Genomic DNA, 24154 nt, shown 5'->3' with positions numbered 1-24154 from the left:
GTTCGTTCTCGGGGGGCCTGCACCTGCCCTGGAAGCGATCCCTCTGACAGGTTTCGCCCGGCCGCAGGTCCCCCACGCGTTCGCCGTCCACATACACCTTGTAACGGCGCAATTGCGCAAGGCGGTCAACCTCGTCACGGCGTACGGAAATCCCAGTCATGTCGCCTTTTACGAGGAGAACGGACATATGGGCCGGAGGGACATAGGGCTTCGCGTCCCTGAAAGGCCTGGTCAGGAAGAACCGAGGTCGGCCGAAGAATCCTATCGACAATTACGCCAGAAACCCGGCGCAGAAAGCGGCCAGTCCCAGCGCGGCCACGCCCAGAGCAAGCGGATTCTCCCCGGCCGTGCTTCTTCGTAATCCAGCAAGGACCCGCCAAACACCACGGGAACGAGGGACTCGCCACGGACCGTCACGATCTTCAGAGCGGCCCCCGGCCCCGCCACCACTTTGCGAATTCCGTCGTATCTGACTTCTTTGGATCCGATGGGATTGATCACGAGGAGAGATTCAGAGCGCAGGACGACCGCGCAGGTTGCCATCCGGAGAAACAGGACGGTCACCGCACAGAAGACCGCCGTAACAAGCCACAGGTCACGATAATCCCCTTGGTCCACGTTCATTCGCGCGCCCCAGGGATAGATTCCCCAGATCCCTGCGACGAAAATCCCGTTCAAGATCGGCCATGATCGCCGTCGCAGAATCCTGTCTTTCATCAACTCGCCCTAACACCCGCGCCCGGCAATAGCCGGCGAAGATGCTGAGAGGTGGTACAGGGGTGCCCACCAGGCCAGGTCCTCGCCGGGCTACTTGGCCAGTCCGAGCACTTCCCCGACGATTCCGCTCACGACGGCGGCGGCCAGAAGCAGGTCCGCCGACCGGCAGGGCCGCACGAGCTGTCTCCTGACTGGCTCCGCCTGCGCGGCGGGCCTCGGCTTGCGCGGCATCCGCCGCCTGATCTCGTCCGCGGCCGACTCCGACGTGGCGAATCGGTAGTCCAGAAGAGATCCTGCAAACACCACGGGGGCAAGCCGCTCATCGTGAGCGGTCGCCATCTTGAGACCGGAGGCCGGCCCCGCCACCACTTTACGGATCGCGTCGTACCTGACTTCTTTGGATCCGATCGGGTTGATGACGACGAGCGATTCCGCACGCAGTACGACGACACAGGTTCCCAACCGCAGAAAGAAGGCGCTCGTAGCGCACCAGAGTGCGGTGATACGCCACAGGTCGGCGTAGTCTCCCTGCCCCAGGTTCATGTCGACGGTCCAGGGATACACACCCCAGAGCGCGGCGATTGCGATCCCGGCAAAGACCGGCCATGATCGCCGCCGCAGGGCTCGTTCTTCCATCGACTCGTCCTAACAGCCCAAGTGTCCGTGGAGAGCGCTGTCCGCGCCCTCTCCGCAGATTCCCCAGCCCACCTGTGCGTTCACAGCCAGGTTCAAAAGCGTGCTGCCTCTGTGCGGTACTTCTCCGGGCGCGGTCACCCAGCCCTTCCGTCCTCCGCCCACCCCGGTGCCGAGCCCCATCTTGGTCCTGTACAGGGGAACCTCCACCTCTGCGGTGCCGAACACGTCACCGGTGAACGCCTCTCCCCACGACTTGGCACCCAGTCTCGCGATACTGCCCCCCACCAGACCACCCGCCGCCGTCCAGGCGAGTGACTTTCCATAGGACTTCATGGCCCATTTGCCCGTCTCCGCGCGGTCCCCCACCAAGTCGACCGTCGCGATGGCAACGCCGGCTCCGACACACAGACCTGCCGAGACCACCAGGCAGGCGCCGAAGCCCACGGCAGGCAGCACTCTGTTCTTCCACCCGTCCCACGTGCCGAAGGTCTGCTTGGTCCAGCTCCAGGACTTCGACCACCAGGACCGGTGCGGCTGGGGCTTGGGCGCGGGCGGGGTGTAGCCGCTGTCTGTAACGGGGTTGCTGTAGTGGTTGCTGATGGAGGCCGCCGTGCCCCTGGAAACCACCGTGCCCCGGCGGTAGTCGGCGAGGCCGGTCTTCGGGTCGTAGCCGACTTCCTTCTGGACCTTCTTCGAGCAGTTCGCCAGGTCGTACTGGCAGGAGTTGGGACGCGAGCCGATCTCCTGGCCGGTTGGGTCGGAGAAGGTGACGGGGTTGTCCGAGGCGTAGGCGTAGCCTCCGAGTTCCTGTGGACTGTCGTCCTCGAAGACGGGATCGAGGCTCGTGAAACGGCCCAGGATGGGGTCGTATTCGCGGGCTCCTACATCCGTGAGACCGGTGGTGGCGTCGGTGGTCTTGTCGAGGAAGGTGCGGTTGTCGGGCCAGCTCGCGGTAGTGCCGCGGGGGTTGCCGTAGGGGTCGAACTGGCGCCAGGTGGGGGTCTGGGCGGTGTTGTCGAGGTAGAGGCTGTTGGTGCCGTGCTGGTCGGCGGCGAGCTCGAAGCCGTAGGCGGTGCCGGTTCCGGTGCGGACGATGGTGGCGCCGCCGGGGGCGGTGTAGTAGCGGACTCCGGTGGCGGTGCCGGCGGAGTTGTCGAGGGTGATCTGTTCGCTGCCGAGGTAGAGGGTGGTGGTGGTCGGGTCGGTCTGGAGGAGCAGGTTGCCGTCGGCGTCGTAGATGTAGCTGGTGGAGGTGCCGGCGGTGGCGTCGGTGATCTTGGTCAGCTGGTCGTCGCTGTTCCAGGTGAGGGTCTGGTCGGCGGTGCCGGTGCGACGGGTGGTGGTGTTGCCGTCGCGTGCCGTTTCCTCTTCGGTCCGTTTCTCAGGCCGTCGCCAGACACTCGCTCACCAGCCACCCGCTGCCGCTGACACCAGGTTCACCACCGGACACCCTCCTCAGGAACGGTCGAGTTGTCCCTGGCCTGTACGGCCCATGGATTTTGATGCCGAGCCTCCAGGGCAACGCGACCGCGGGTTCCCTTCTCAACCTATTGCAGAACAACGTCCTCGCCCCGGAGCCGGACCACTCGCGAGGAACTCTGGATCGCGCTTGTGATCCGGATCAAAACGGACCTCAGACCGTCATGATCCACCCGGACACACCTCCCGCGGGGAGGGAGCGGGCGTCGAAACAAGAGCAGCTCCCCCGGCTGGCCGTGGCCCGAGCCCCGAGGGGGACGTCCGGAACCTTGGCACCCCCGCCGAAACCGTGCAGAGGGCGACTCCGTAGTGCAACGGCGACCCATTGAGCGTCACCGGAGCAGCCCCTTCCGCTTTCCTCGCGTCCAGCCAGCGTCCAGAATCCAGTGCCCAACCAGCCGCAGGAGCCACACAACGAAAGGTTCAACCGCGCCGAACCGGCACATTCGTGCAGGCCAGAGGGCTTTCGAGCCGCCAGGGCCAGCACCGAGGCCGAACCCACGCGCAGCGGACTCAGTCCGTTCAGGCAAAGTTGACGATCCGCCAGGACAAATTGAACGTTTCCGCAGGCCAGAAGCCTGCGCAAGTGGGACGGATGGAACCCGAACCCACGGCCAACGGATTATGAGTCCGTCGCCCGTTTCTCTCGCACCACAGCAGGCATCCACCACCAAGACCCCCCAGTCTGCATCCCCCGCACACCCCAGCGCCGAAGCACCTGCAAAGACACACGAAGCCGCAGAGCCGGAGGAGCACCCATGACGCGCACGGACATCCCCCTGCGGGCAGGTGGGCCGAAGAGGCGCCGGACGTCTGGCCGCCAGGCCGGGGCTCGGCGATGACGCGATGGATGCCCCGGCACGACGGCGGACGGCCGTCCGGCCGGCACTGCTCCCACACCTGGACGGCCGACCCCACCCCGCTGAGCGAGACGTGCCTGCCCTGTGCGGCGCGCGGGCGCGAGGCGGGTGATCTGCTGCTGTGCCTGACCTGCGGGCACGTGGGATGCAGTGACAGCTCCCCCGGCACTCACGCCACAGCGCACTTCGACACCACCACGCATCCCGTGGCCAGAAGTCTGGCGGCAGGCCGACCATGGGCCTGGTGCTATGCGGACGAGGTGTACCTGGATGTGCTGGACGACGACCGGCCGCCGTCCGCTCCACGTCCCGTCGAGTCCGTCTGGGACTACCCGCGGCCACCGGCCCTGCACCACGACGACCGCCTCGTACGTGTCGAGTGCGCCGGGCAGGTCGTGGCGGAGACCCGTAGGGCGATCCGCGTGCTGGAGACCAGCCATCCCCCTGTCTTCTACATCCCCGCCCAGGACGTCCGCAGCGAGTTCGTCTTCCCCGCCGATGCGGGCCGGACCTGGTGCGAATGGAAGGGTGCCGCCCGCTACTGGGATGTCATCGTCGGAGACGACCTGCGCGCTGGTGCCGCCTGGAGCTATCCCCACCCCGAACCCGACTACAGGGCCCTCACCGGATTCCTCGCCTTCTACCCCAGCCGCATGGACCGCTGCACCGTCGGCGGAGAGGACGTCACCCCACAAGAAGGCGACTTCTACGGTGGCTGGATCACCTCCGAGATCCAAGGACCCTTCAAAGGCCCGCCCGGCACCCGCCTGTGGTGAGCGCTTCGAACACCCCGTCGCGCCACCCAACCTCCCAGCCGCCCACCCAACCTCCCAGCCGCCCAGCTGCCCAGGTCGATCCGATCAAAGTTCATCCCGCCGTCAAGCGCCTCAGCTCCGCAGCCGCGGCAACAGGGTGACCTTCCCTCGCCAGTTCCTCCAAGTGCCCGGCCAGCGCTGCCAGCGGGCGGCTTTCCAGTGCGAGGCGCCAGGCCACGTCCTGGGCGCCCTCCGCGTGCCACAGCCCCGTTGCCAGGTGGTCCAGGCGCCGGGCGTACGGCGCGGCCGCGGCCAGGTGCGGCAGCCGGCCCGTCACCGAAGCGGACTCGTCGGCGGTGACAGCTCGGTGGAGGACCTCGACGGGCTCGCCCAGGGCCGCTCCCGCTTGCAGAATCGCCTCGCCGAGGATGACCGGCACACCGTCGGCCAGGATGCACCCCTGGGCCGGTACGGCGTCCGGGGCGAGCTGGGCGGCCCGGGCGAGCAACGGTGCCGCCTCGTCCGGACGCCCCGCGGCACGCAGGTGCACGCCTGTGCGGGCCAGCGCACCCGCGAGGTCGCCCCAGCCCTGCTCGGCGGCGCTCAGCGCGAAGCCGTCCACGGCCAGGGCGTGGTCCCAGTTGCCCTGTGCGGCTTCGATGCGGGAGGCGACCTCGGCGGCCATGCCGGTGGCGTAGCCGAGGTGCGCACCGGGATCGCTGCCCACGGTGTCGATCGCGTCCTGGTAGCGGCTCAGGGCCTGTTCGGCACAGGAGAGGGCCTGGTCCGGGTCACCGTGCTGTGCCTGAACCACCGCGACCATGCTCAGCACGCGCGCGAAATCCAGCGAGAGGGGTGGCTCCGCGGCCTGCAACCCGGCTCCCACGTAAGCCTCCACGGCCAGGTCGGCGTCGGTGAGCGCGCCAGCCGGGTGCCCGGACAGGGAGTGCACCGTGGCCCGGTGTGCGCGCACATCGCCGATCCCTGCCGCCGACTGAGGTGACGTGGGGCCGGATCGCCTGCAGCAGAGTTCGCTCTCCTCCAGCGAGGCCAATGCCTCCTCGATCAGCTCCACACCGATCTGCGAGGACCCCACGGAGTACAGCAGCGAGGCGAGTTGCTCGTTCAACCGCTCGTCGTACGCCACCTGGCGGGCGCCCAGCGAACCCGCCGGATTCCCCTCGGCGTGGAGCATGTACCTGCGGCCCGGACAGGGCGGGGACGCGAGGACGCTCACGGTGCCCGGCGCGGTCGCGTTCCGTACCGCCGAGCGGATCACCTTCGCGGGCAACCGCTTCACCCACCTGGGCGCCCAGGCGCTGGAGCTCTCCGAGAACAGCTCGCACTTCACCCGTTTCAGGGGAGGCGGGGCTCACCTCGCGGATCCGAGAATGGCGGACGGTAACCGCTCGCCGACGACAGCGTCCGCCATCGAGGGGCGCGGTGTGGAGGTCGTGGTGCACGCATCGCGCGACGTTTCACAACGGCCATGACGGTCGACGAAGGCATCTCCAGCGTCGTGGCGGCCTCCCCCGAGACCCGGGACCGCGCTCCGAAGGGCCTGCCGGAACGGGAGGTGCCGCTACGACCGTCCCGGCCCGGCTCACCTCAGGACGACGACCCGGCCGTCCGCGACCTGGTGGCCCGGCTCGCGGCCGCCTGGCCCGCCGTGGCCGAGACCACCGTGGAGGCACTGGTGGCGTCCGCTTTCGAGTCGTTCCGTGAGGCAAAGGTCCGGGCCTACGTACCCATCCTGGTCGAGCGCCGGGTGCGCGGGGTGCTCGGCGCGCTCTGCCGCGACACGCCGTCCGGCCCCGGGGACGGCCGGTACGAGGGCGAGGAGAGGAAGTGACGGGACATGCCGGACAGGAGGGCCGCACGGATCGCGGACTTCATCGAGCCGCTGCGGGTGGAACCGGGGTCGAAGGTCCGGCTGCCCCGTGACTTCGATCCCGGCTACAAGGCCGGTCTGAAGAAGGGGGACGCCGCCGGGCTGCTGCGGTCCGGGGTGGAGCTGCTGGCCGAGTACCAGCAGCGGCTGGCCGCCCAGAACACCTACGGGGTGCTGCTGTGTCTCCAGGCGCTCGACGCCGGCGGCAAGGACGGCACGATCCGTCATGTGATGAGCGGCGTCAATCCGCAGGGCGTGCGCGTCAGCAGCTTCAAGGTGCCCTCCAGCGAGGAGCTGGACCACGACTACCTGTGGCGTTACGCCCAGCGGCTGCCCGCGCGCGGGGAGATCGCCATCTTCAACCGCTCCCACTACGAGGAGGTGCTCGTCGTACGGGTGCATCCCGAGCTCCTCGTCAGGCAGAGACTGCCCGATGCCGCGCGCGGACCGGGCAAATGGAGGCGGCGGTACCAGGAGATCAACGACTGGGAACGCCATCTCACGGACAGCGGGTTCAAGGTGGTGAAGATCTTCCTGAACCTGTCGAAGGAGGAGCAGCGCGTCCGTTTCCTGAAGCGGATCGATCTGCCGGAGAAGAACTGGAAGTTCTCCGCGGCGGACGTACGGGAGCGCGGGTACTGGGACGACTACCAGAAGGCGTTCTCCAGGATGCTGTCGGCCACGAGCACGCCGTGGGCGCCGTGGTACGTGGTCCCCGCGGACCGGAAGTGGTTCGGGCGTCTGAGCACGGCGGCGATCCTCGCGCACACCCTGATGGAGATCGACCCCCAGTACCCGCAGTTGCCGGAGGCGGACCGTAAGGAACTGCTCGTCGTCAAAAGGGACTTGGAGCGTGAGGCGCCGGAGGGTCTGCCGGCGGACCCGTACGCGGCCCGGCACCCGGAGGCGCGTCGGGCGAAGAGCCGCCGCCGGGGATGAGGTCGGCGCCCGCACTCACCAGTACAGGCACATACGAGTGCGGGCAGGGACGAGTACAGGCACGGCCGGCCAGGATCGGAGGCAGTCGATGACGGTACAGCCGCAGTCCGGAACCGCACCGCCGCGGCCCGCACAGGACGATTGGTACGCACGCTCCCCGGCGGAGCTCCTGGCGGCCTTCGACGTCGATCCGAAGGTCGGGCTCAGTGCGGCACGGGCCGCCGACCTGCGGGCGAAGTACGGCCCCAACGCCTTGCCCGAGGAGAGCCCTGCGCCGGCCTGGATCCGCTTCCTCGGCCAGTACCGCAGCTATATGCAGATCGTCCTGGTGGCCGCGGCGGCCGTCTCCCTGATCATTCAGGAATGGACGACCGGGATTCTCCTCATCGTCCTGACCTTGTTGAACGCGGTCGTGGGACTACGGCAGGAGGGCAAGGCGGAGAGCGCGATGAACGCGCTGAAGTCGATGATGAAGACCACGGCACGGGTGCGCAGGGACGGCACGGAGGCCGTGGTCCCCGCGGAAGAACTCGTCGTCGGCGATGTCGTACTGATCGCGGCCGGGGACCAGGTGCCGGCCGACGGGCGCATCATCGAGGCCGGCGCGCTCCAGATCGACGAGTCGGCGCTCACCGGGGAGAGTGTCCCGGCGGCGAAGGACTCCGGCACCCTGACGGGTGGGCGACGGCCGCCGCCCGGTGACCGCACCAACATGGCGTTCATGAACACTCCGGTCACCCACGGCAGCGGCCTAGTCGTGGTGACCGGCACCGGCGCGGAGACCGAGCTGGGCAGGATCTCCGGCATGCTCTCGGTGACCGAGAAGGAGGTACCGCCGCTGACCCGGGAGCTGGACCGGCTCACCCTGTGGATCACGGGGGCGGCAGGGCTCACCATGATCGTGATGTTCGCCCTGGGGCGCAGCCGGGACCAGGCCTGGGACGTCCTCTTCGTCAGCGCCGTATCCCTGGCCATCGCCGCCATCCCGGAGGCCCTGCCGACCGTCACCCAGGCGATCCTCTCCGTCGGGAGCCTCAACCTGGCGCGGCGGAACGCCATCGTGAAGGAGCTGCCGTCGGTCGAGACCCTCGCGTTCACCTCGGCCATCAACTCGGACAAGACCGGCACCCTGACGATGAACCAGATGACGGCCGTCGAAGTGCTCACCCCCACCGACCGGTACACGGTCTCCGGCACCGGCTACGCGCTGGAGGGCCGTATCCATCACGCGGCGGGGGCCGCCACGGACATGGAGGACGCGATCCTGCCGTACGTCGTGGCGAGCGACGCCCGGCTGGTCGGCGGCGAGGTGGTCGGCGACCCCACCGAGGGCGCGTTGCTGGTGCTGGCCCACAAGGCGGGGCTGGACACCGACGCCACCGCGCAGGAGTTCCCGCGTCTGGCGGTCCTGCCGTTCGACCCTGACTACAAGCTGATGGCGACCTTCAACTCGGCCGTGGACACCGCGGGCCGTCCGGTCGTCCGGTGTTTCGTCAAAGGCGCGGCACCCGCGGTGCTGGCACGGACCGCCTGCGCGCTCGCGGCCGGCCGGGCCGTGCCGTGGGACGCCGGGCTGCAGGATCGCGCCTGGGCGGCGACGGAGCGGATGGGCGGCGAGGGCAACCGGGTGATGGCCGCGGCCACCCGCGATCTGGTCCCGGCCGACTTCGACCCCGAAGGCGACCTGCTGGCGTACGTCACCGGGCTGCAGCTGACCAGTCTGGTCGCGATGGTCGACCCGCCCCGCGCGGAGTCCACGGCCGCCGTGGCCGACGCGCAGGCGGCGCACATCCGGGTGCGCCTGGTCACCGGCGACGACGTCACCACCGGCGCGGCGATCGCCCGCCATATCGGCATCCCCGGCGAGGCCGTCCTGGGCGCCGACTTCGCCGCGTTCACCGAGGAGGAGCAGCTGGCCCGTATCGACGGCATCGGTGTGGTGGGACGGGTCGCTCCGGAACACAAGGTGCTGCTCGCCAACACGCTCAAGAAGAAGGGCGAGGTCGTGGCGATGACCGGGGACGGCGTCAACGACGCGCCCGCCATCAAGGCGGCCGACATCGGCATCGCGATGGGCAGTGGCACCGACGTGGCGAAGAACGCCGGACGCATGATCCTCTCCGACGACAACTTCTCCACCCTCGTCTACGCCGTCGAACAGGGCCGGGCGATCTACGACAACCTCACCAAGTACATCCGCTTCGTCCTGCTCCTGCTGGTCACCTTCGTGCTGACGTTCCTCGGAGCGACCGTCCTCAACATCGCGGCCGGGGAACCCTTCACACCGCCGCAGGTGCTGTGGATCCACTTCGTGGTGAACGCCTCCTTCGGCTTCGCGCTCGGCTTCGACCAGGAGGGTCCCGGGCTCATGAGCCGCAGGCCGCGGCCGCGCGGGGAGTCGGTGCTCACCCGTCCCGTCCTGGTCACGGTCGGGCTCGCCGGACTGGCGATCACCCTCGCCCTGCTGGGGCTGATCAAGCTCGGTCAGGCACATTACGACAGCGTCGCGACCGGCCAGTCGATCGCCTTCACCGCGTTCTCCCTCTGTCTGGTCGTGGCGGCCTTCGAGTGCCGCAGCGAGACGGAGTCCGTGCTGACTGCCGCCACCTTCGACAGCAAGCAGATGAACTGGGTGGCCCTGACCCAGCTGGTGCTGTCGGTGCTGGTCACGCAGATGGACGGCTTCCGGCGCCTGCTGGGTACGACCGAGCTCGACGCACGGCAGTTCGGCTGGGCCCTCCTTGCGGCTCTCGCCCTGCTCCTGGCGTGGGAAGCCGGCAAACTACTGGCCCGCCGCTCACGACTCCGCTCCCCCGCACCGGCGGGGAATGAACCCCGACCTTGATTGTTGAAAGCGATATGAAAAAGATCGGGTTCCTGTCTTTCGGACACTGGACGCCGTCGCCGCACTCACAGACGCGCTCGGCAGCGGACTCCCTGCTCCAGGCGATCGACCTCGCGGTCGCGGCGGAGGAGCTGGGCGCCGACGGCGCGTACTTCCGCGTGCATCACTTCGCGCGGCAGCACGCCTCGCCGTTCCCGCTACTGGCCACGATCGGCGCTCGGACCAGCCGGATCGAGATCGGCACCGGCGTGATCGACATGCGCTACGAGAACCCGCTGTACATGGCCGAAGATGCCGGGGCGGCGGACCTGATCTCCGGTGGGCGACTCCAGCTCGGCATCAGCAGGGGGTCCCCGGAGCAGGTCATCGACGGCTGGCGCCACTTCGGGCACCTGCCGGCCGACGGGGCCACCGACGCCGACATGGCACGGGCCCACACCGAACGGCTGCTCGAGGTGCTCACGGGCGAGGGATTCGCGGAGCCCAACCCCAACCCGATGTTCTCCAACCCTCCGGGGCTGCTGCGCGTCGAGCCGCACTCCGAAGGCCTCCGGGACCGTATCTGGTGGGGATCCAGCTCGAACGCCACCGCGGTGTGGGCGGCCACCCTCGGGATGAACCTGCAGAGCTCGACCCTCAAGGACGACGAGAGCGGCGAACCGCTGCACGTCCAGCAGCGCAAGCAGATCGAGGCCTACCGTGAGGCCTGGCGCAAGGCGGGGCACACCCGTGAGCCGCGGGTGTCGGTGAGCCGCAGCATCTTCGCACTGGTCGACGACCGTGACCGCGCCTACTTCGGCCGCGAGGCCGACTCCAAGGACCAGATCGGCTACATCGACGCCAACACCCGCGCGATCTTCGGCCGTTCCTACGCCGCGGAACCGGACGTCCTGGTCAAACAGCTCGCCCGGGACGAAGCGGTCGCCGCGGCCGACACGCTCCTGCTGACGGTGCCGAACCAGCTCGGGGTCGCCTACAACGCCCATGTGATCGAGAGCATCCTGACGCATGTGGCTCCGGCTCTGGGGTGGCGGTGAGCGCGGCGGGGGGGTGTGCACGGGGTGAGCTGAGCGGGGTGCGGCCGGACGTCTGAACCATTGAGACGGTCAGCCGACCGCGCCTGCCTGCGCCGACGCGGCAGACCCGGGCTCGCGGCGCGAGCTCCGTTCAGGGCGCTCCCTCGACGTCTTCGGACGCCCAGGTACGGAATATCGAGAGCCCCTCGGTCAGGTTGCCTGGGCCACACGCCAGGTGAAACGTCCTCTCGGACGTCCAGGCCGTCACCCAGTCGTGCTCACCCCGAGTGACTCGCTGCCGGGGATACTCCCGGTCCGTCAGGGCCGTCTCCTCGAGATCGATCCTCACGATCCACCCGGGGTTGTCCAGAGTCCCGATCGAGACGCCCCACTCGTGTTCCCAGTCGCCGTCGCACTGTGCGGCGTACCAGCTCTGCAACCAGTCAAGGACATGCTCGGACTCGGACATGGCTGCAGATGGTAACGAACCGCGTCCGAACCGACTTTGACCCGGCACCCAGGAACGTTGAGCATCCGCGCGGTTGGCTTTGAGTACGGGTACTCAGGAGGCGGCGGCGGTCCGGCGACGAGAGTGGAGGCACACCGAAGAACGAGAGGGAGAACACCGTGACCACGCCTCGCAGCGAAAGCCTGACCAACTCCGCCCTGCGGCCTCGAATGGCACGTATCGGCGCCGCGTTGGCAGGCGCAGCAGTATTGCTCTCGCTCACGGGGTGCGCGGGCTGGGAGTACAAGGAGAACATCTGCGGCGGTGGTGAGTACCCCGTGCTCTCCGTGGGCGGGACCGGCTCCGCGTGCGTGCCGGACGGGGAGAAGCCCGGCGCCGGGTACGCGAGATACCCCGAAGGCAAGGTGCCGCAGGAGGTGGGCGACAAGTGGGACGTGTACTGGGAGACCCACACGCTCGACGAGAAGGGCAAGATCATCGAGGTCTCGCCTCCGCGCTGACCCTGGCTCGCGACAGGCCGCCGGCAGCTCCGGCCGTGGAGAGTGCCGGGCCCCCGCCGAAGGCTGCCCGGCGCTCGGCGACAGCATGGACGACTTCCGGCCAACTCGGCTCGAAGACGGGCTTGTTGGGTGATCGTCCCCCGGGGGGATGCTTCTACAGCACTGTAGTTGCCGTGTGCCGCCGGTTCGCCGTATCGGCCGATGGCTCCACCGGGAAGGGCGGACCTGATGTTCGGCTTGAGTGAACTGGCCTTGATCCTGCTCGTCGTCGCTGTGGTCGTAGGCATCAAGAAACTGCCCGAGCTGACACGGTCGGCGGGCAAGGCCGCACGGATCTTCAAGAGCGAGGCGAAAGCACTCAAGGAGCAGGACCGCACCTGAGATCTCCGCGGGACGTTCGCCCGCGCGTCAGCTTGCTCCGGCCGGAGAGGACGCGCACATCCCGGAGGCCGGCCCCTGGTGGAACGGTAGCGCTGCGAGCAGGACGAAGGCCCCGAAGAGCGTGATCGGGAGAAGCCCGACCGGGCGGAGAAAGGCGGTGGGGTGCGACATCACCGCACTCCACGTGACGCTCCAGTGGCCGGCCGATCCGCGAGCATGACCGCGGCGGCGAGCAAAGGCCCAGTGGGGCGACCTCGGATGATCACGCTCGGATTCATCGAAGGCGGCGCGGCGCACGGGTACTTCCTGGCGGCGGGTGGGCTCGACACCTATGACTACGCCCTGTGACCGTCCAACTGCTCATCCACGCACTGTTGCTGCTGGACCACCTGGTCGGCGATCACTCCAACCGTGCCATAAGGGCCGCGAGCGTTGCGAGTTCGGCGCCGCTCAGCTGCCTGGCATGCGGGCGGCCGGCGACCCTCCAGCCAGGGGCAGAAGCCATTTTCGGACGTTTCCGCCACACTCCCGCGGACCTCACCCGTCCGCACTTCCGGGACGCCTAGGCTTCTACGCACCTGTAGAAGGTCCGCACAAGGAGGGCCTCACGGGAGCAGACGCATAAGGAGTGGACGCCACGATGGTGTTCAAAAGACTGCTCGGATCGCTCGGAGTGGGCGGGCCCACGGTGGACACGGTTCTCGATCCGCGTGCCGGCCGACCCGGCTCGACGCTGACCGGGCAGGTCCATCTCAGGGGCGGTGACGTCGACTTCGACATCGAGCACATCGGCCTGGAGCTGGTGGCGCGGGTCGAGGCGGAGCACGAGGACGGCGAGAGCGAGGGTGTTGTCGTCTTCGACCGGTTCATCGTCGGCGGCGGCTTCCGGCTCGCGGCGGGTGAACCGCACAGCGTTCCGTTCGCCGTGACACTGCCCTGGGAGTCGCCGATCACCGAGCTGCACGGACAGGGCCTGGGCATCGTCCTGGGCGTGCGGACCGAACTGGCCGTGGCCGGCGCGAAGGACAAGGGTGACCTCGACCAGCTGAACATCGCTCCCCTGCCGGTCCATGAGGCGATCCTGGAGGCGCTCGGGCAGCTCGGCTTCGGGTTCAAGTCGGCCGACCTCGAGTACGGGCACATCGGGGGCACCGGCCAGCGCCTGCCCTTCTACCAGGAGATCGAGCTCACTCCGGCACCGCAGTACGCCCACCAGGTCAACGAGATCGAGGTGACGTTCCTGGCGGGTCCGGGCGGGATGGAGGTCGTCCTGGAGGCGGACAAGCGCGGCGGCCTGTTCTCTTCCGGTCACGACGCGGTGACCAGGTTCAGCGTCTCCCACGAGGGCGTCGGCCACCAGGACTGGAACACGGTCGTCGACGGCTGGATCCGGCAACTGGTGGAGCACCGGGCCGCGTACGGCTCACAAGCCGCCCACGGACACGACCCGTACGCCCACGGCCATGAACGCGGCGGCCACTACGGCGACGGCGAGCACCACCACGACGAGGGCCGCCGTTCCGGACCCGGCATGGGCACCGCGATCGCCGCGGGTGCGGCGGGCCTGGCCGTGGGTGTGGTCGGCGGGATGGTCGCGGCCGAAGTGGTCGACGAGATCGGGGACTTCTTCGAGGACGAGGAGGAAGAGGGCGACGAGGAGGACTGACCGGTAGCCGGCACGTCCCGCAGGGTCTTGCGCACGCGACTGAACTCCACGGGCACAGCGGGAACTTGTCGGACCCACCGCGAGTTTCTACATCGCTGTAGATATTCATGCGGTTCGCCGACCGGTGGACCGGCTCCCGATCGACGTATGGAGTTCTCATGGCCCTGTGGGACCGCCTCAAGGAATCCGCTGCCACGATGCAGACCCAGCTGACGGCGAAGAAGAACGACCTCAAGAGCGGCGCCTTCCGCGACGCCAGCATGGCCATGTGCGCCCTGGTCGCCGCGGCCGACGGCACCGTCGACCCGTCCGAACGGCAGCGGGTGGCCCAGCTGATCTCCACCAACGAGGTGCTTCAGAACTTCCCCGCCGACGACCTGCGCCGCCGCTTCGAGGACAATCTGACGAAGCTGACGACCGACTTCGACTTCGGCAAGGTCAGCGTGCTCCAGGAGATCGCCAAGGCGAAGAAGAAGCCCGCCGAGGCACGGGCGGTCATCCAGATCGGCGTCGTCATCGGCGGCGCCGACGGGGACTTCGACAAGGACGAGCAGGCCGTGGTGCGCGAGGCGTGCTTCGCTCTCGATCTGCCGCCGCACGAGTTCGACCTCTGACCGGCACATGGTGCGCGGGGTGCCGGGCGGGGCTCAGGAAGCCACCCGGCACCCCGCGCTCATCGGCAGACCGCCTGGTTCACAGAGGCGTCGCGGCGTGCAGGATGAAGAGCATGGTCACCGCGGAGTTCGCGGACGACATCGCGGAGACAGCCGTCCCCGCGGCCGCGCCCCAGGCCGCCGGCCCCATCTCCGTGAACACCGACGGCCAGCTCCGCACGACGGGTGCGGGGCCGAGCAGGGCCGCCACCCGACGCGGCACCGGCCCCGGCGCCGCGAACCCGGCGAGCGTGAGCGACGGAGCACCACGGGAGACCAGGGCCGCCTTGCCGATCGCACGCGCCACCGTACGGCGGCTGCCGACCGCCTGCGCCGCCTCCTCGTCCGCCCACCGCTCCGCCGTGTACGACACCGCGGTCCGCAGCGGTCGCAGCAACGGGTTGGCCAGCGCGGCGAGTCGGACCGCGAGGAGGAAGCGGTGATGCCGGGCGGCGAGGTGGGCGCGCTCGTGCGCGAACAGGGCACGGCGCTCGGCCGACTCCAGGCACTCCAGCAGGGCGGTGGTCACCACCACCCGGTCCCGGCGGCCACCGGGCAGCGCGTAGGCGTACGGGACGCTGTCGGGCAGGACGGCCACTCCGGTGCCCGGGAGCCCTGCCAGGGCCCGGTGCGCCCTGCGCCGTACCAGCCCGTGTCGCCACAGCGTCCGCCCGCAGGCCGCCAGTACGGCGAGCAGCGCCGGGATGGCGGCCTTGCCAGCCACCTCGTCGAACGGCACGGCCTCGCGGACCTCGGGGTCGGACCAGCCGTCGGGGAGCGGATTGCCGGGCAGTTGGGCGGTGCCGACCACCATCACCAACCCGAGACACAGCGTGCTGCACAACGCCATGGCGGCCGCCAGCGCAGTCAGCAGCCGGGTTGCGGTACGTGGATGCAGATGCTGTTCGGCCAGGCGCGCCACCGGCCACGCGGTGAGCGGCAGGACCAGCGGCAGAAAGACGAACACCCCCATGAGGCTTCAGTCTTCCCCTTCGGCCCGCGCATGACCCAGCAGGCCGCGCAGCAGACGCTCGTCGTCCGGGCCGAGGCCGGTGACGAAGCTCGCCAGCACCGCCTCCCGGTCGCTCTCGGCGTCCAGTACCCGGCGCATTCGGTGCGCGGCGAGGCCGGCCTCGTCGGAGGAGGGAGTCCAGACGAAGGAGCGGCCTGCCCGCTCCCGGGTCACCACGCCCTTGGCCAGCAGTCGGGTCAGGATCGTGATGACCGTCGTATAGGCGAGGTCGGCTCCGAGGCGCTCCTGCACCCAGCCGGCGGTCGCCGGTCCGTCCGCCTCCCGCAGGGCCGACAGGACCTGCACCTCCAGCTCCCCCTGTCCCCGGCGCCGGGGACCGCTCCGGTGTTCCGTCACGCCCTGCCTCCTCTCCGCATGCCTGGCACCATCCCTCTCGCTGTCCCTCTCGCTGTCCGACCAGACATCCTATCGACGCCCCACCGGGCCTCTCGCGTACAGGAGTTGCCGGTCCGAACCCCACCCGCCCATATTTCTACAGTGTTGTAGATTCTAATTCGGGGTCCGTGACGCGGACTCGTACCGACCATGCGTGGAGGAATGAACCATGGGTGTTTCCCTGTCCAAGGGTGGCAACGTCTCGCTGAGCAAGGAGGCCCCGGGCCTGAGCGCCGTTCTGGTCGGCCTGGGCTGGGACGTGCGCAGCACCACCGGCGCGGACTTCGACCTCGACGCCTCCGCACTGCTGCTGAACGCCTCGGGCAAGGTCGTCTCCGATCAGCACTTCGTCTTCTACAACAACCTGACCAGCCCGGACGGTTCGATCGAGCACACCGGTGACAACCTCACGGGTGAGGGCGAGGGCGACGACGAGAGCATCAAGGTGAACCTGTCCGCCGTACCCGCCGAGATCGAGCGGATCGTCTTTCCGGTGTCGATCCACGACGCCGAGACCCGGGGCCAGAGCTTCGGGCAGGTCCGCAACGCCTTCATCCGCGTCGTCAACCAGGCCGGCGGCACCGAACTCGCCCGCTACGACCTGTCCGAGGACGCCTCCACCGAGACCGCGATGGTTTTCGGCGAGCTGTACCGCAACGGCACCGAGTGGAAGTTCCGGGCCGTCGGACAGGGGTACGCCTCCGGGCTCGCCGGTATCGCCGCCGACTTCGGCGTGAACGTCTGAGCCGGGTCCGTCCCGGCGCCGGCTCCGTTCCTGCGGATGCGGACCCGGCGCCGGACGCGACACGCCGTCCCACCCGTCTGGAGGCCCCGGTGACCGCCCCGTTCCGTCCGCGCCACCAGGACCGCCCCGACATCGAGGCCGTCCCGCGCCCGGCGCTCGACACCCCTGACATCCGCTCCGCCCTCGGCGCCGAAACCACCGGCCGGACGTCCGCTCGGCCGGGCCCGCTCACGGACGCCGACAAGACAGGGGCAGCCTCACAGGAGGAGTACGCGCCCTGTCTCGTCCTGCACGCCCCGGCCCACGAGAGCCGCGACGGCCGCCCGGCGAGCAGCGGTCTGCTGTCGGCCCTGGCCGTACTGACGCCGGCCGTGGCGGCGACGGCCGCCGCCGCGCTGCTCGTGCTGGGCTTCGCGCTCCAACTCGCGGCTGCGCAAAGCCTCTTGGCTGGCTCGCTGGTCACCGCGGGCTGGATCCTGGCGCTGACCGCGGCCGTGAGCGCGCTCATCGCCCTCGTAGCCGTGCTGACCCGAGCAGTCCGGAGACACGGTGGTTCCGCACGGCCCGCCCGTCTGGAGCAGGGACAGCGGGCGCTGCCGGAGCAGGGAATGCTGCCGCGTCTGCGTCTCTACCTGAGTGAGACCCCTTCCCGCCCGGCAGCACCCGGCTCCGTGCCCCCGACCGACGACGTCCTCCCTCACATCCGCCGGCAATCCCGCCGCCCCATGACCCCGCACGCGAGAGGCTCCCGCATGTCGATCAACCTGAACAAGGGCCAGCAGATCAGTCTCCAGAAGGCCGACGGCAACTCCCTCACCACCGTCCGCATGGGCCTGGGCTGGCAGGCCGCGCCCCGCAAGGGCTTCCTTGCCAAGCTCACCGGTGGAGGCGAGATCGACCTGGACGCCTCCGCGATCCTGTTCGCCGGTGGCCAGCCCGTGGACGTCGTCTTCTTCCAGCACCTGACCAGCGACGACGGCTCCGTCCGGCACACCGGGGACAACCTCACGGGCGGCGCGGGCGCCGGCGGGGACGACGAGTCGATCCTCGTCGACCTGACCCGGGTGCCCGCCCACGTCGACCAGATCGTCTTCACGGTGAACTCGTTCACCGGCCAGACCTTCGCCGAGGTCCAGAACGCCTTCTGCCGCCTCGTCGACGAGACCACCGGCACCGAACTCGCCCGCTACACCCTCACCGGCGGCGGGCGGCACACCGCGCAGATCATGGCGAAGGTCCGACGCGGCCCGGGTGGCTGGCAGATGCAGGCGATCGGCGAACCGTCGACCGGCCGTACCTTCCAGGATCTGCTGCCCACCATCACGCCGCACCTGTAGAGCACATGGCAGTCCTCCGCGCCTCGTCGACCGCCTCAGGGCTTGCGTGCGGGGTGTGCCTGTCGGGCAGCACGTGGGAGCAGCACCTTCGTGATCTCCTCGGCCAGTCGCCCCTGGTGCGCGGTGAGGAAGAAGTGGCCACCGGGCAGGGTGTGCAGGTCGAAGGTGTCCGACGTGTGCTCACGCCAGGCGGCGGCTTCGGCGGCGGACACCTTCGGGTCGTCGGTGCCGGTGAACACCGTCAACGGGCAGTCGAGGGGCGGCCCGGGCTCGTACCGGTAGTTCTCGATGATCCGGTAGTCGGCGCGGATGGCGGGCAGCACCATCCGGACGAGTTCCTCGTCGGCGAAGACCCGGTCGTCGGTGCCGCTGAGCCCGCGGATCTCCCGGAGCAGGCCGTCGTCGTCCAACTGGTGGGCGTACTCGGGTCGTTGGCGGGAGGGCGCTCTCCTGCCGGAGACGAACAGGGCGGCCGGGAGGTGTCCGGCCGCCGTCAGGCCACGCGCGACCTCGAACGCGAGCACGGCTCCCAGGCTGTGGCCGAACAGGGCGAGCGGCCGGTCGGTCCAGGGCAGCAGTTCGTCCACGACCGCGGCTGCGAGCTCGTCCAGGCTGTCCACGAACGGTTCGTTACGGCGGTCCTGGCGCCCGGGGTACTGCACGGCCAGCACCTCGACCCCGGCGCCCAGCAGGCTCGGCAGCCCGGCGAAGAACGGTGCCGAGCCGCCGGCGTGGGGCAGGCAGACCAGCCGGACCGGTGCAGCGGGGCGCGGCTGGAATCGCCGTATCCACAGAGTGCTCTGGGGCTCGGTCATGGGGCTCCGTAGAGGGTCATCGGGCGGCCGGGGTGTCGTAGCGGTGGAAGCCCCGGCCCGACTTGCGGCCGAGCCGGCCCTCCTCGATCAGGCGGTCCAGCAGGGGCGGGACGGCGTGGTGGGGGTCGCCGGTGCGGCGCTCCATCGTGCGCGCCACATCGGCGATGGTGTCGAGGCCGATGAGGTCGAGCACGGCGAGCGGGCCCATGGGGTGACCGCAGCCGAGGGCCATGCCGCGGTCGATGTCCTCGGGGGTGGCCACGCCCGACTCGTACATGCGCACGGCGGAGAGCAGATAGGGGATGAGGAGCGCGTTGACGACGAAGCCGCAGCGGTCCTCGGCGCGGACGGTCTGCTTGCCCAGCACGTCGGTCACGAAGGTCTCGGCGTCCTGGGCGGTGCGGTCGCTGGTGTGCAGGGAGCGGATGACCTCGACCAGGGGCATGGCGGGCACCGGGTTGAAGAAGTGCAGGCCGATCACGTTGCCTGGCCTGCTGGTGGCGTTGCCGAGGTCGGTGATGGACAGGCTGGAGGTCGTCGAGGCGAGCACGGCTTGCGGGTCCTCGACGGTCTTGGCGAGGGTGGTGAACAGACGCAGCTTCGCCTCACGGTCCTCGGAGATGGCCTCGATGACGAACTGACGATCCATCAACTCCTCGGTGTCGTGGCCGAATCGGGCGCGGGTCTCGGCGTCCGCCCGTTGCCGTTCGTCGAGGTGTCCCTTGGCGAGGGCGCGGTCGAGGAGCCGCAGGACCCGGGTGCGGGCGCGCTCGGCGGAGGCGGGCCCGGCGCCCAGGACGTGGACGTCGAGTCCGCTGCGCAGACACTCGGCGGCGATCCCGGCGCCCATGGTGCCGCCCCCGACGACGCCGACACGGTGGGCGCTCATACGGCCGCTCGCACGGTGGCCGAGGCCGGGACCGGTGCCGACCAGCGCAGCAGGCCCGCGGCGACGGCCATGCCCGCACCGAATCCGGCGAGCAGCACGAGGTCGCCCGCGGCGATCAGGCCGGAGCGGTTGGCCTCGTCGAGGGCGATGGCCACGGAGGCGCTGCCGGTGTTGCCGGTGTGGTCGAGCGGGAGGTGGGTGGCGGCGGCGGTGAGACCGCAGGCGTCGACGAGTTCGGCGACCATCATGCCGTTGGCCTGGTGCGGCATGAAGTGGTCGACGTCCGCGGCCTTGCAGTCGCACCGGTCCAGCAGATCGGCGATGATGCCGGGGACGTTGTCGAGGACGTAGTCGCGGACCTGGCGGCCCTGCATGTGCAGGAGGTGCGCGCGGTCGGCGAGGGTCTCGGCGGAGGCGGGGCGGCGGCTGCCGCCGCCGGGCAGCCAGATCAGTTCATGGGCGTCGCCGCCGCCCACCATGTCGAGGTCGAGGAACCCGCTCTCCTCGTCGACGGCGGCGACCACGGCGGCTCCTGCGCCGTCGCCGAACAGGACGCTGGTGGCGCGGTCCTCGAAGTCGACGAACCGCGAGTACACGTCGGTGCCGATCACCAGGGCCTTGGCGGCGGGGCGCAGGGTGATCAGGGCGCGGGCCAGGGCGAGGACGGTGACGAAGCCGGAGCAGGCGATGTTGACGTCGAAGCAGCCGGCCCGGTGTGCGCCGAGGGCGTGCTGCACCAGGGCGGCGGTGGCGGGGATGGGGGCGTCGCCGGTGGTGGTGGAGACGATGAGGTAGTCGATCTCTCCCGCGTCGAGGCCCGCCGCCTCGAGTGCGGCGCGCGAGGCGTGGACGGCGAGGTCGGAGGCGGCCTCGTCGGGGGCGACGAAGCGACGGGAGACGATCTTGGTCTTGCGGGTGATCCACTCCGCGTCGGTGCGGGGGACGATCCGGGCGATGTCCTCGTTGGTGACCACGCGTTCGGGCAGGTAGGAGCCGGTCGCGAGGATGCCTATGCCACAGGGCCCGGTGCTCGCCCCTGCCGTGTCCGGATTCATGTGCGGTTCCCTTCGGGTGTCGCGCCGCTCGCAGCCCTGTACGTCATCGGACAGCTGCCGGAGCGAACGGGCGCAGCGGGTTGAGGGTGTCCTCGCCGATACGGGCGCGCAGTTCGGGTGCGGTGACGCCGAGGCCGGGCTCGGGGGCCAGGCACAGGACACCGACCTTGCCGATGTGCTGGTTGAGCTGGACGCGCCTGGTGGCCTCGGCGACCTCGGCCAGCGGGTGCACCTCGGAGACGACCGGGGCGATGTGGCCACGCTCGAACAGGCGGGCGCACTCGACCATTTCCTGGAGGTTGGCGATGTGGCTGCCGATGATCCGCTTCAGCTTCATCCACAGGTAGCGGTTGTCGAACTCGTGGTGGTAGCCGGTGCTGGACCCGCAGGTGACGACGGCGCCGCCGCGCCGGACCACGAACACGGAGATGCCGAAGGTGGCCCGCCCCACGTGCTCGAAGGCGATGTGCGGATCCGCTCCCAGCTCGCTCCGGATGATCGCGCCGAGCCGTTTGCCGGCCTTGATGGCGAGTTCGGGGTCGTTGCCGGTGTCGTCCGTGATGCCGATCTCCTCGCGGTTGATCACCACGTCGCAGCCGAGTCGGCGGGCGATCGCCACCTTCGACTCGGAGCCGACGACGCCCACGGCGATCCCGCCGCCGTTCTTCACCAGCTGGGCGGCGTACGCGCCCAGGCCGCCGGAGGCGCCCCAGATCAGCACGATGTCGCCCTGCTTCATACGGGCGCCCCGGTCGCTGACGAGCATCCGGTAGGCGGTGCCGCCGCAGACGGGGATGCTCGCGCCCTCCTCCCACGTCAAGTGGGGCGGTTTGGGGACGAGTTGGCTCGCCCGGGCGACGGCGTACTGGGCGAGCCCGCCGTAGTTGGTCTCGAAGCCCCACGCGAGCTGGTGCTCGCTGAGCATCCCGTCGGACTGGGTGGCGGGTTCCTGGTCGTCGACGTAGGCCGGGCTGACGATCACGTGGTCGCCGACGCGCCAGCGGCGCACTCCGGTGCCCACCCGCACGATGACGCCGGAGCCGTCCGAGCCGAGGACGTGGAAGGGCTGGTCGTGCCGGGCCGCCCAGCCGCCCTGACGGCCGTAGTGGCGCAGGAAGCGGAAGGTGGACAGGGGCTCGAACTTGGCGGACCAGACGGTGTTGTAGTTGACGGAGCTGGCCATGACCGCGATGAGCACCTCGTCGGGTGCCAGCTCGGGCATCGGGACCTCGCCCACGCGCAGGGTGCGCCGGACGTCCTTGTCGGCGTCCTCGGGGCAGTCACGGAAGACGTCCTCGTCCTCGACCCGAAGATGTGCGGCGGTGAAGTGGCGGGGCAGCGGGGCGCGTTGGAGTTCCTCGGGCGAGGCCCCGGACAGCACGGCATCGGACAGCGACATCTCGGGTACCTCATTCACCTTCGGGCGGTTCGATGGACAGCGCGTGCCGGAACACGTTGCGCGGGTCGTACGTCGCCTTGGCGCGCTGGAGCCGGGGGTAGTTGTCCTTGTAGTAGAAGGTCGACCACGGCACCCCCGACGTGTTCTGGGCGGGATCGGCCATGTCGGCGTCGACGTAGTTGATGTAGCAGCCGTCCCAGGTGCCGTCGGGCACGGGCACTCCCCCGGTGTCGGCGTAGACCTCGCGGTACATGCCCCGTACCCAGGAGATGTGCTGGTCGTCGGTGGCCGGGTCGACCCACCAGGCCTGGTACTGCATCTTGACGAACGAGTCGCGCTGCGGGATCGCCGTGGCGTCGGAGGCGACCGTGCCGATCTCCCCGCCGTAGGGGAACAGGATCAGCGAGGCGCCCGGGTTGCTGTAGTCGGACGAGGTCAGATAGCGGTGGATCACCGAGGCCTGCTCGGTGGTGAAGTTGCCCTTGAGGTAGGCGGACCGGGCTTTGACCCGGACGGCGGGAGCCGCGTAGTTCGACGTGGAGATGAAGCGGGTGGCCTGGCCCCAGGTGACCTTGGTGGGTGCGGCGGTCAGGCTGTCGCGGACGGCCTGGGCGGTGCCGGAGCCGATCGCGGTCAGGTGGTCGGCCAGGATCGCCTCGGCATCGGGGGCGTCGGCGTCGACCTGGGTGATCAGGGTCAGGACGCCTGCCGCGACGTGGTTCAGGCCGAACAGGCTGGACAGCGCGTTCTCCGCCGCTCCGGGCGCGCTGTGGGCCTGCTGCCAGGCGCAGAAGTTGCGCAGCAGCCGCCCGAAGTCGGCCTCGTCGACGGAACTCCAGGGAATGGCGACGATGTTGAGCAGGACATGGGAAGGCGGGGCGGGCAGCAGGGTGTCCGGGTCGGTGCCGGTCGCGTCGGGGCTGCGGAACCAATAGCGGGTCACCACGCCGAAGTTGCCGCCGCCCCCTCCGGTGTGCGCCCACCACAGGTCGTGGTGCGGGTCGTCGGGGTCATTGGTCGCGACGACGGCCTTGGCCCGGCCGGCCGCGTCGACGACCACGACCTCCACGGCGTGCAGGTGGTCGACGACGAGGCCGAACTGGCGTGACAGCAGCCCGTATCCGCCGCCGCAGGCGTGGCCGCCCATCCCCACCGAGTAGCACAGACCGCCGGGGAGGGTGACACCCCAGCCGCGGTAGAGGGTGTCGTACACGTTGAGGAGGATGGCGCCCGGCTCCACGCAGAAGGCGCGGCGCGACTCGTCGTAGAAGACCTTGTCCAGGGTCGACAGGTCGAGGACGGTCTCGATCTCGGGGTTGTAGACGAAGTCCTCGAAGCAGCCGCCGCCGCTGCGCACCGAGAGCCGCTTGCCGTCGGTGACCGCGTCCTGGACGGCGGCGACGGCGTCCGCGGTGCTGCGGATCACCCGGATCTGCTCGGGCCGGCCGACCCAGCGTTTGTTGTAGCCGGTGGTCATGTCGTCGTAGCGGCCGTCCTGCGGGGTGACGACGATGGGGGCGCCCGTGGCGTGCTCGGTGCTTGTGGTGTCCTCGGCGCCTTTGCTGTTCTCGGCGCTTGTGGGGTCCTCCGCGGTCGCGGCCTGTGCGGTGCCGCTTCCGCCGGCCGCTGCCGTCGTTCCTGTCACGGTCACCCCCGCGATCGCGTATCCGAGCAGTCTTCTGCGGTCCAGCTCCGGCAT

23 protein-coding genes, 1 tRNA gene and 1 pseudogene are annotated in these 24154 nt (G+C 69.7%); 11 read left to right on the top strand and 14 right to left on the bottom strand.

The genetic code is table 11. The features are described from left to right. Positions 1–261 precede the first annotated feature (261 nt). From H295_RS47635 to H295_RS47305, 5 genes and pseudogenes are all read right to left on the bottom strand, one after another. A complete protein-coding gene (locus tag H295_RS47635) occupies positions 262–678 on the bottom strand; it encodes a hypothetical protein (RefSeq protein ID WP_199788649.1) in 417 nt (138 codons plus the stop codon). Between the two features lie 129 nt (positions 679–807). Continuing rightward, positions 808–1353 (bottom strand): hypothetical protein, encoded by a 546-nt coding sequence (locus tag H295_RS0133280; protein ID WP_234021731.1) that lies wholly within the window; start codon positions 1351–1353, stop codon positions 808–810. 9 nt (positions 1354–1362) lie between these two features. Next, positions 1363–1797, bottom strand: coding sequence for a hypothetical protein (locus tag H295_RS46005; protein WP_158691090.1), 435 nt, complete (start codon positions 1795–1797; stop codon positions 1363–1365). A 312-nt stretch (positions 1798–2109) separates the two neighbouring features. Continuing rightward, positions 2110–2448, bottom strand: a pseudogene (locus H295_RS48785) (RHS repeat-associated core domain-containing protein); the annotation flags it as partial. A 971-nt stretch (positions 2449–3419) separates the two neighbouring features. Continuing rightward, a tRNA-Ile gene (locus H295_RS47305) sits at positions 3420–3503 on the bottom strand. 167 nt (positions 3504–3670) lie between these two features. On the opposite strand from H295_RS47305, the gene H295_RS48780 reads away from it, so the two are divergent. Next, positions 3671–4468: a DUF427 domain-containing protein gene (locus tag H295_RS48780; RefSeq protein ID WP_078616820.1), complete on the top strand. Its 798-nt coding sequence runs from the start codon at positions 3671–3673 to the stop codon at positions 4466–4468. 91 nt (positions 4469–4559) lie between these two features. Here the strand turns inward: H295_RS48780 and H295_RS0133265 are convergent, their stop codons facing one another. Continuing rightward, positions 4560–5798, bottom strand: coding sequence for a hypothetical protein (locus tag H295_RS0133265; protein WP_234021730.1), 1239 nt, complete (start codon positions 5796–5798; stop codon positions 4560–4562). A 138-nt stretch (positions 5799–5936) separates the two neighbouring features. Here H295_RS0133265 and H295_RS43910 point away from each other — a divergent pair, with 138 nt between their 5' ends. The 4 genes from H295_RS43910 (at position 5937) to H295_RS0133240 (ending at position 11159) form a co-directional block, all read left to right on the top strand. Beyond that, the gene (locus tag H295_RS43910; RefSeq protein WP_020139681.1) at positions 5937–6299 is read left to right on the top strand and encodes a three-helix bundle dimerization domain-containing protein; all 363 of its coding nucleotides are present in this window, start codon (positions 5937–5939) and stop codon (positions 6297–6299) included. A 6-nt stretch (positions 6300–6305) separates the two neighbouring features. Further along, complete coding sequence (locus H295_RS0133250) at positions 6306–7277, top strand: polyphosphate kinase 2 family protein (RefSeq protein WP_020139680.1); 972 nt, start codon at positions 6306–6308, stop codon at positions 7275–7277. Positions 7278–7365: 88 nt separating this feature from the next. Then, positions 7366–10122, top strand: a complete 2757-nt coding sequence (locus H295_RS0133245; protein WP_020139679.1) for a cation-translocating P-type ATPase — start codon at positions 7366–7368, stop codon at positions 10120–10122. A gap of 14 nt (positions 10123–10136) precedes the next feature. Continuing rightward, positions 10137–11159, top strand: a complete 1023-nt coding sequence (locus H295_RS0133240) for an LLM class flavin-dependent oxidoreductase (protein ID WP_020139678.1) — start codon at positions 10137–10139, stop codon at positions 11157–11159. A 130-nt stretch (positions 11160–11289) separates the two neighbouring features. Here the strand turns inward: H295_RS0133240 and H295_RS0133235 are convergent, their stop codons facing one another. Next, positions 11290–11607, bottom strand: coding sequence for an immunity 53 family protein (locus H295_RS0133235; protein WP_020139677.1), 318 nt, complete (start codon positions 11605–11607; stop codon positions 11290–11292). 209 nt (positions 11608–11816) lie between these two features. Here H295_RS0133235 and H295_RS0133230 point away from each other — a divergent pair, with 209 nt between their 5' ends. From H295_RS0133230 to H295_RS0133205, 4 genes are all read left to right on the top strand, one after another. Beyond that, the gene (locus H295_RS0133230; protein ID WP_051135655.1) at positions 11817–12107 is read left to right on the top strand and encodes an SCO0607 family lipoprotein; all 291 of its coding nucleotides are present in this window, start codon (positions 11817–11819) and stop codon (positions 12105–12107) included. Between the two features lie 228 nt (positions 12108–12335). Beyond that, the gene (locus H295_RS0133225; protein ID WP_020139675.1) at positions 12336–12488 is read left to right on the top strand and encodes a twin-arginine translocase TatA/TatE family subunit; all 153 of its coding nucleotides are present in this window, start codon (positions 12336–12338) and stop codon (positions 12486–12488) included. Positions 12489–13128: 640 nt separating this feature from the next. Further along, positions 13129–14154: a sporulation protein gene (locus tag H295_RS0133210; RefSeq protein WP_028809975.1), complete on the top strand. Its 1026-nt coding sequence runs from the start codon at positions 13129–13131 to the stop codon at positions 14152–14154. Between the two features lie 158 nt (positions 14155–14312). Next, on the top strand, positions 14313–14768 hold the full coding sequence (locus tag H295_RS0133205; protein ID WP_020139671.1) for a tellurite resistance TerB family protein: 456 nt from the start codon (positions 14313–14315) through the stop codon (positions 14766–14768). Between the two features lie 79 nt (positions 14769–14847). Here the strand turns inward: H295_RS0133205 and H295_RS0133200 are convergent, their stop codons facing one another. Both H295_RS0133200 and H295_RS0133195 read right to left on the bottom strand, forming a co-directional pair. Continuing rightward, complete coding sequence (locus H295_RS0133200; protein WP_020139670.1) at positions 14848–15780, bottom strand: M56 family metallopeptidase; 933 nt, start codon at positions 15778–15780, stop codon at positions 14848–14850. A 6-nt stretch (positions 15781–15786) separates the two neighbouring features. After that, a complete protein-coding gene (locus tag H295_RS0133195; RefSeq protein WP_020139669.1) occupies positions 15787–16176 on the bottom strand; it encodes a BlaI/MecI/CopY family transcriptional regulator in 390 nt (129 codons plus the stop codon). Between the two features lie 208 nt (positions 16177–16384). On the opposite strand from H295_RS0133195, the gene H295_RS0133190 reads away from it, so the two are divergent. Continuing rightward, a complete protein-coding gene (locus H295_RS0133190; RefSeq protein WP_020139668.1) occupies positions 16385–16960 on the top strand; it encodes a TerD family protein in 576 nt (191 codons plus the stop codon). Between the two features lie 752 nt (positions 16961–17712). Continuing rightward, positions 17713–18297, top strand: a complete 585-nt coding sequence (locus H295_RS0133185; protein WP_028809974.1) for a TerD family protein — start codon at positions 17713–17715, stop codon at positions 18295–18297. Positions 18298–18332: 35 nt separating this feature from the next. Here H295_RS0133185 and H295_RS0133180 read toward each other — a convergent pair whose 3' ends face one another. The 5 genes from H295_RS0133180 to H295_RS0133160 are packed head-to-tail and all read right to left on the bottom strand — an operon-like array spanning position 18333 to position 24154. Then, positions 18333–19112, bottom strand: coding sequence for a thioesterase II family protein (locus H295_RS0133180; protein ID WP_020139666.1), 780 nt, complete (start codon positions 19110–19112; stop codon positions 18333–18335). 16 nt (positions 19113–19128) lie between these two features. Next, positions 19129–20001: a 3-hydroxybutyryl-CoA dehydrogenase gene (locus H295_RS0133175; RefSeq protein ID WP_020139665.1), complete on the bottom strand. Its 873-nt coding sequence runs from the start codon at positions 19999–20001 to the stop codon at positions 19129–19131. Next, positions 19998–21056, bottom strand: a complete 1059-nt coding sequence (locus H295_RS0133170; protein ID WP_020139664.1) for a 3-oxoacyl-ACP synthase III family protein — start codon at positions 21054–21056, stop codon at positions 19998–20000. The genes H295_RS0133175 and H295_RS0133170 overlap by 4 nt, the downstream gene beginning before the upstream one ends. A 43-nt stretch (positions 21057–21099) precedes the next feature. Further along, positions 21100–22455 (bottom strand): crotonyl-CoA carboxylase/reductase, encoded by a 1356-nt coding sequence (gene ccrA / locus H295_RS0133165; RefSeq protein WP_020139663.1) that lies wholly within the window; start codon positions 22453–22455, stop codon positions 21100–21102. A gap of 10 nt (positions 22456–22465) precedes the next feature. Then, entirely contained in the window at positions 22466–24154 is a 1689-nt protein-coding gene (locus tag H295_RS0133160) for a BBE domain-containing protein (RefSeq protein WP_020139662.1), read from the bottom strand.

The organism is Streptomyces sp. 351MFTsu5.1, from assembly GCF_000383655.1.
Taxonomy (GTDB): Bacteria; Actinomycetota; Actinomycetes; order Streptomycetales; family Streptomycetaceae; genus Streptomyces; species Streptomyces griseorubiginosus.
The sequence above is the reverse complement of the archived record's forward strand: the minus strand, read 5'-3'. Positions and strand labels throughout refer to the sequence as shown.

What these genes read in the sequence shown, in the direction of transcription:
- H295_RS0133280 (WP_234021731.1), bottom strand. Translation starts at nt 1,353, where the DNA reads ATGGAAGAACGAGCCCTGCGGCGGCGATCATGGCCGGTCTTTGCCGGG.
- H295_RS48780 (WP_078616820.1), top strand. Translation starts at nt 3,671, where the DNA reads ATGACGCGATGGATGCCCCGGCACGACGGCGGACGGCCGTCCGGCCGG.
- H295_RS43910 (WP_020139681.1), top strand. Translation starts at nt 5,937, where the DNA reads ATGACGGTCGACGAAGGCATCTCCAGCGTCGTGGCGGCCTCCCCCGAG.
- H295_RS0133250 (WP_020139680.1), top strand. Translation starts at nt 6,306, where the DNA reads ATGCCGGACAGGAGGGCCGCACGGATCGCGGACTTCATCGAGCCGCTG.
- H295_RS0133245 (WP_020139679.1), top strand. Translation starts at nt 7,366, where the DNA reads ATGACGGTACAGCCGCAGTCCGGAACCGCACCGCCGCGGCCCGCACAG.
- H295_RS0133240 (WP_020139678.1), top strand. Translation starts at nt 10,137, where the DNA reads ATGAAAAAGATCGGGTTCCTGTCTTTCGGACACTGGACGCCGTCGCCG.
- H295_RS0133235 (WP_020139677.1), bottom strand. Translation starts at nt 11,607, where the DNA reads ATGTCCGAGTCCGAGCATGTCCTTGACTGGTTGCAGAGCTGGTACGCC.
- H295_RS0133230 (WP_051135655.1), top strand. Translation starts at nt 11,817, where the DNA reads ATGGCACGTATCGGCGCCGCGTTGGCAGGCGCAGCAGTATTGCTCTCG.
- H295_RS0133225 (WP_020139675.1), top strand. Translation starts at nt 12,336, where the DNA reads ATGTTCGGCTTGAGTGAACTGGCCTTGATCCTGCTCGTCGTCGCTGTG.
- H295_RS0133210 (WP_028809975.1), top strand. Translation starts at nt 13,129, where the DNA reads ATGGTGTTCAAAAGACTGCTCGGATCGCTCGGAGTGGGCGGGCCCACG.
- H295_RS0133205 (WP_020139671.1), top strand. Translation starts at nt 14,313, where the DNA reads ATGGCCCTGTGGGACCGCCTCAAGGAATCCGCTGCCACGATGCAGACC.
- H295_RS0133200 (WP_020139670.1), bottom strand. Translation starts at nt 15,780, where the DNA reads ATGGGGGTGTTCGTCTTTCTGCCGCTGGTCCTGCCGCTCACCGCGTGG.
- H295_RS0133190 (WP_020139668.1), top strand. Translation starts at nt 16,385, where the DNA reads ATGGGTGTTTCCCTGTCCAAGGGTGGCAACGTCTCGCTGAGCAAGGAG.
- H295_RS0133185 (WP_028809974.1), top strand. Translation starts at nt 17,713, where the DNA reads ATGTCGATCAACCTGAACAAGGGCCAGCAGATCAGTCTCCAGAAGGCC.
- H295_RS0133180 (WP_020139666.1), bottom strand. Translation starts at nt 19,112, where the DNA reads ATGACCGAGCCCCAGAGCACTCTGTGGATACGGCGATTCCAGCCGCGC.
- H295_RS0133175 (WP_020139665.1), bottom strand. Translation starts at nt 20,001, where the DNA reads ATGAGCGCCCACCGTGTCGGCGTCGTCGGGGGCGGCACCATGGGCGCC.
- H295_RS0133170 (WP_020139664.1), bottom strand. Translation starts at nt 21,056, where the DNA reads ATGAATCCGGACACGGCAGGGGCGAGCACCGGGCCCTGTGGCATAGGC.
- ccrA (WP_020139663.1), bottom strand. Translation starts at nt 22,455, where the DNA reads ATGTCGCTGTCCGATGCCGTGCTGTCCGGGGCCTCGCCCGAGGAACTC.
- H295_RS0133160 (WP_020139662.1), bottom strand. Translation starts at nt 24,154, where the DNA reads ATGCCGGAGCTGGACCGCAGAAGACTGCTCGGATACGCGATCGCGGGG.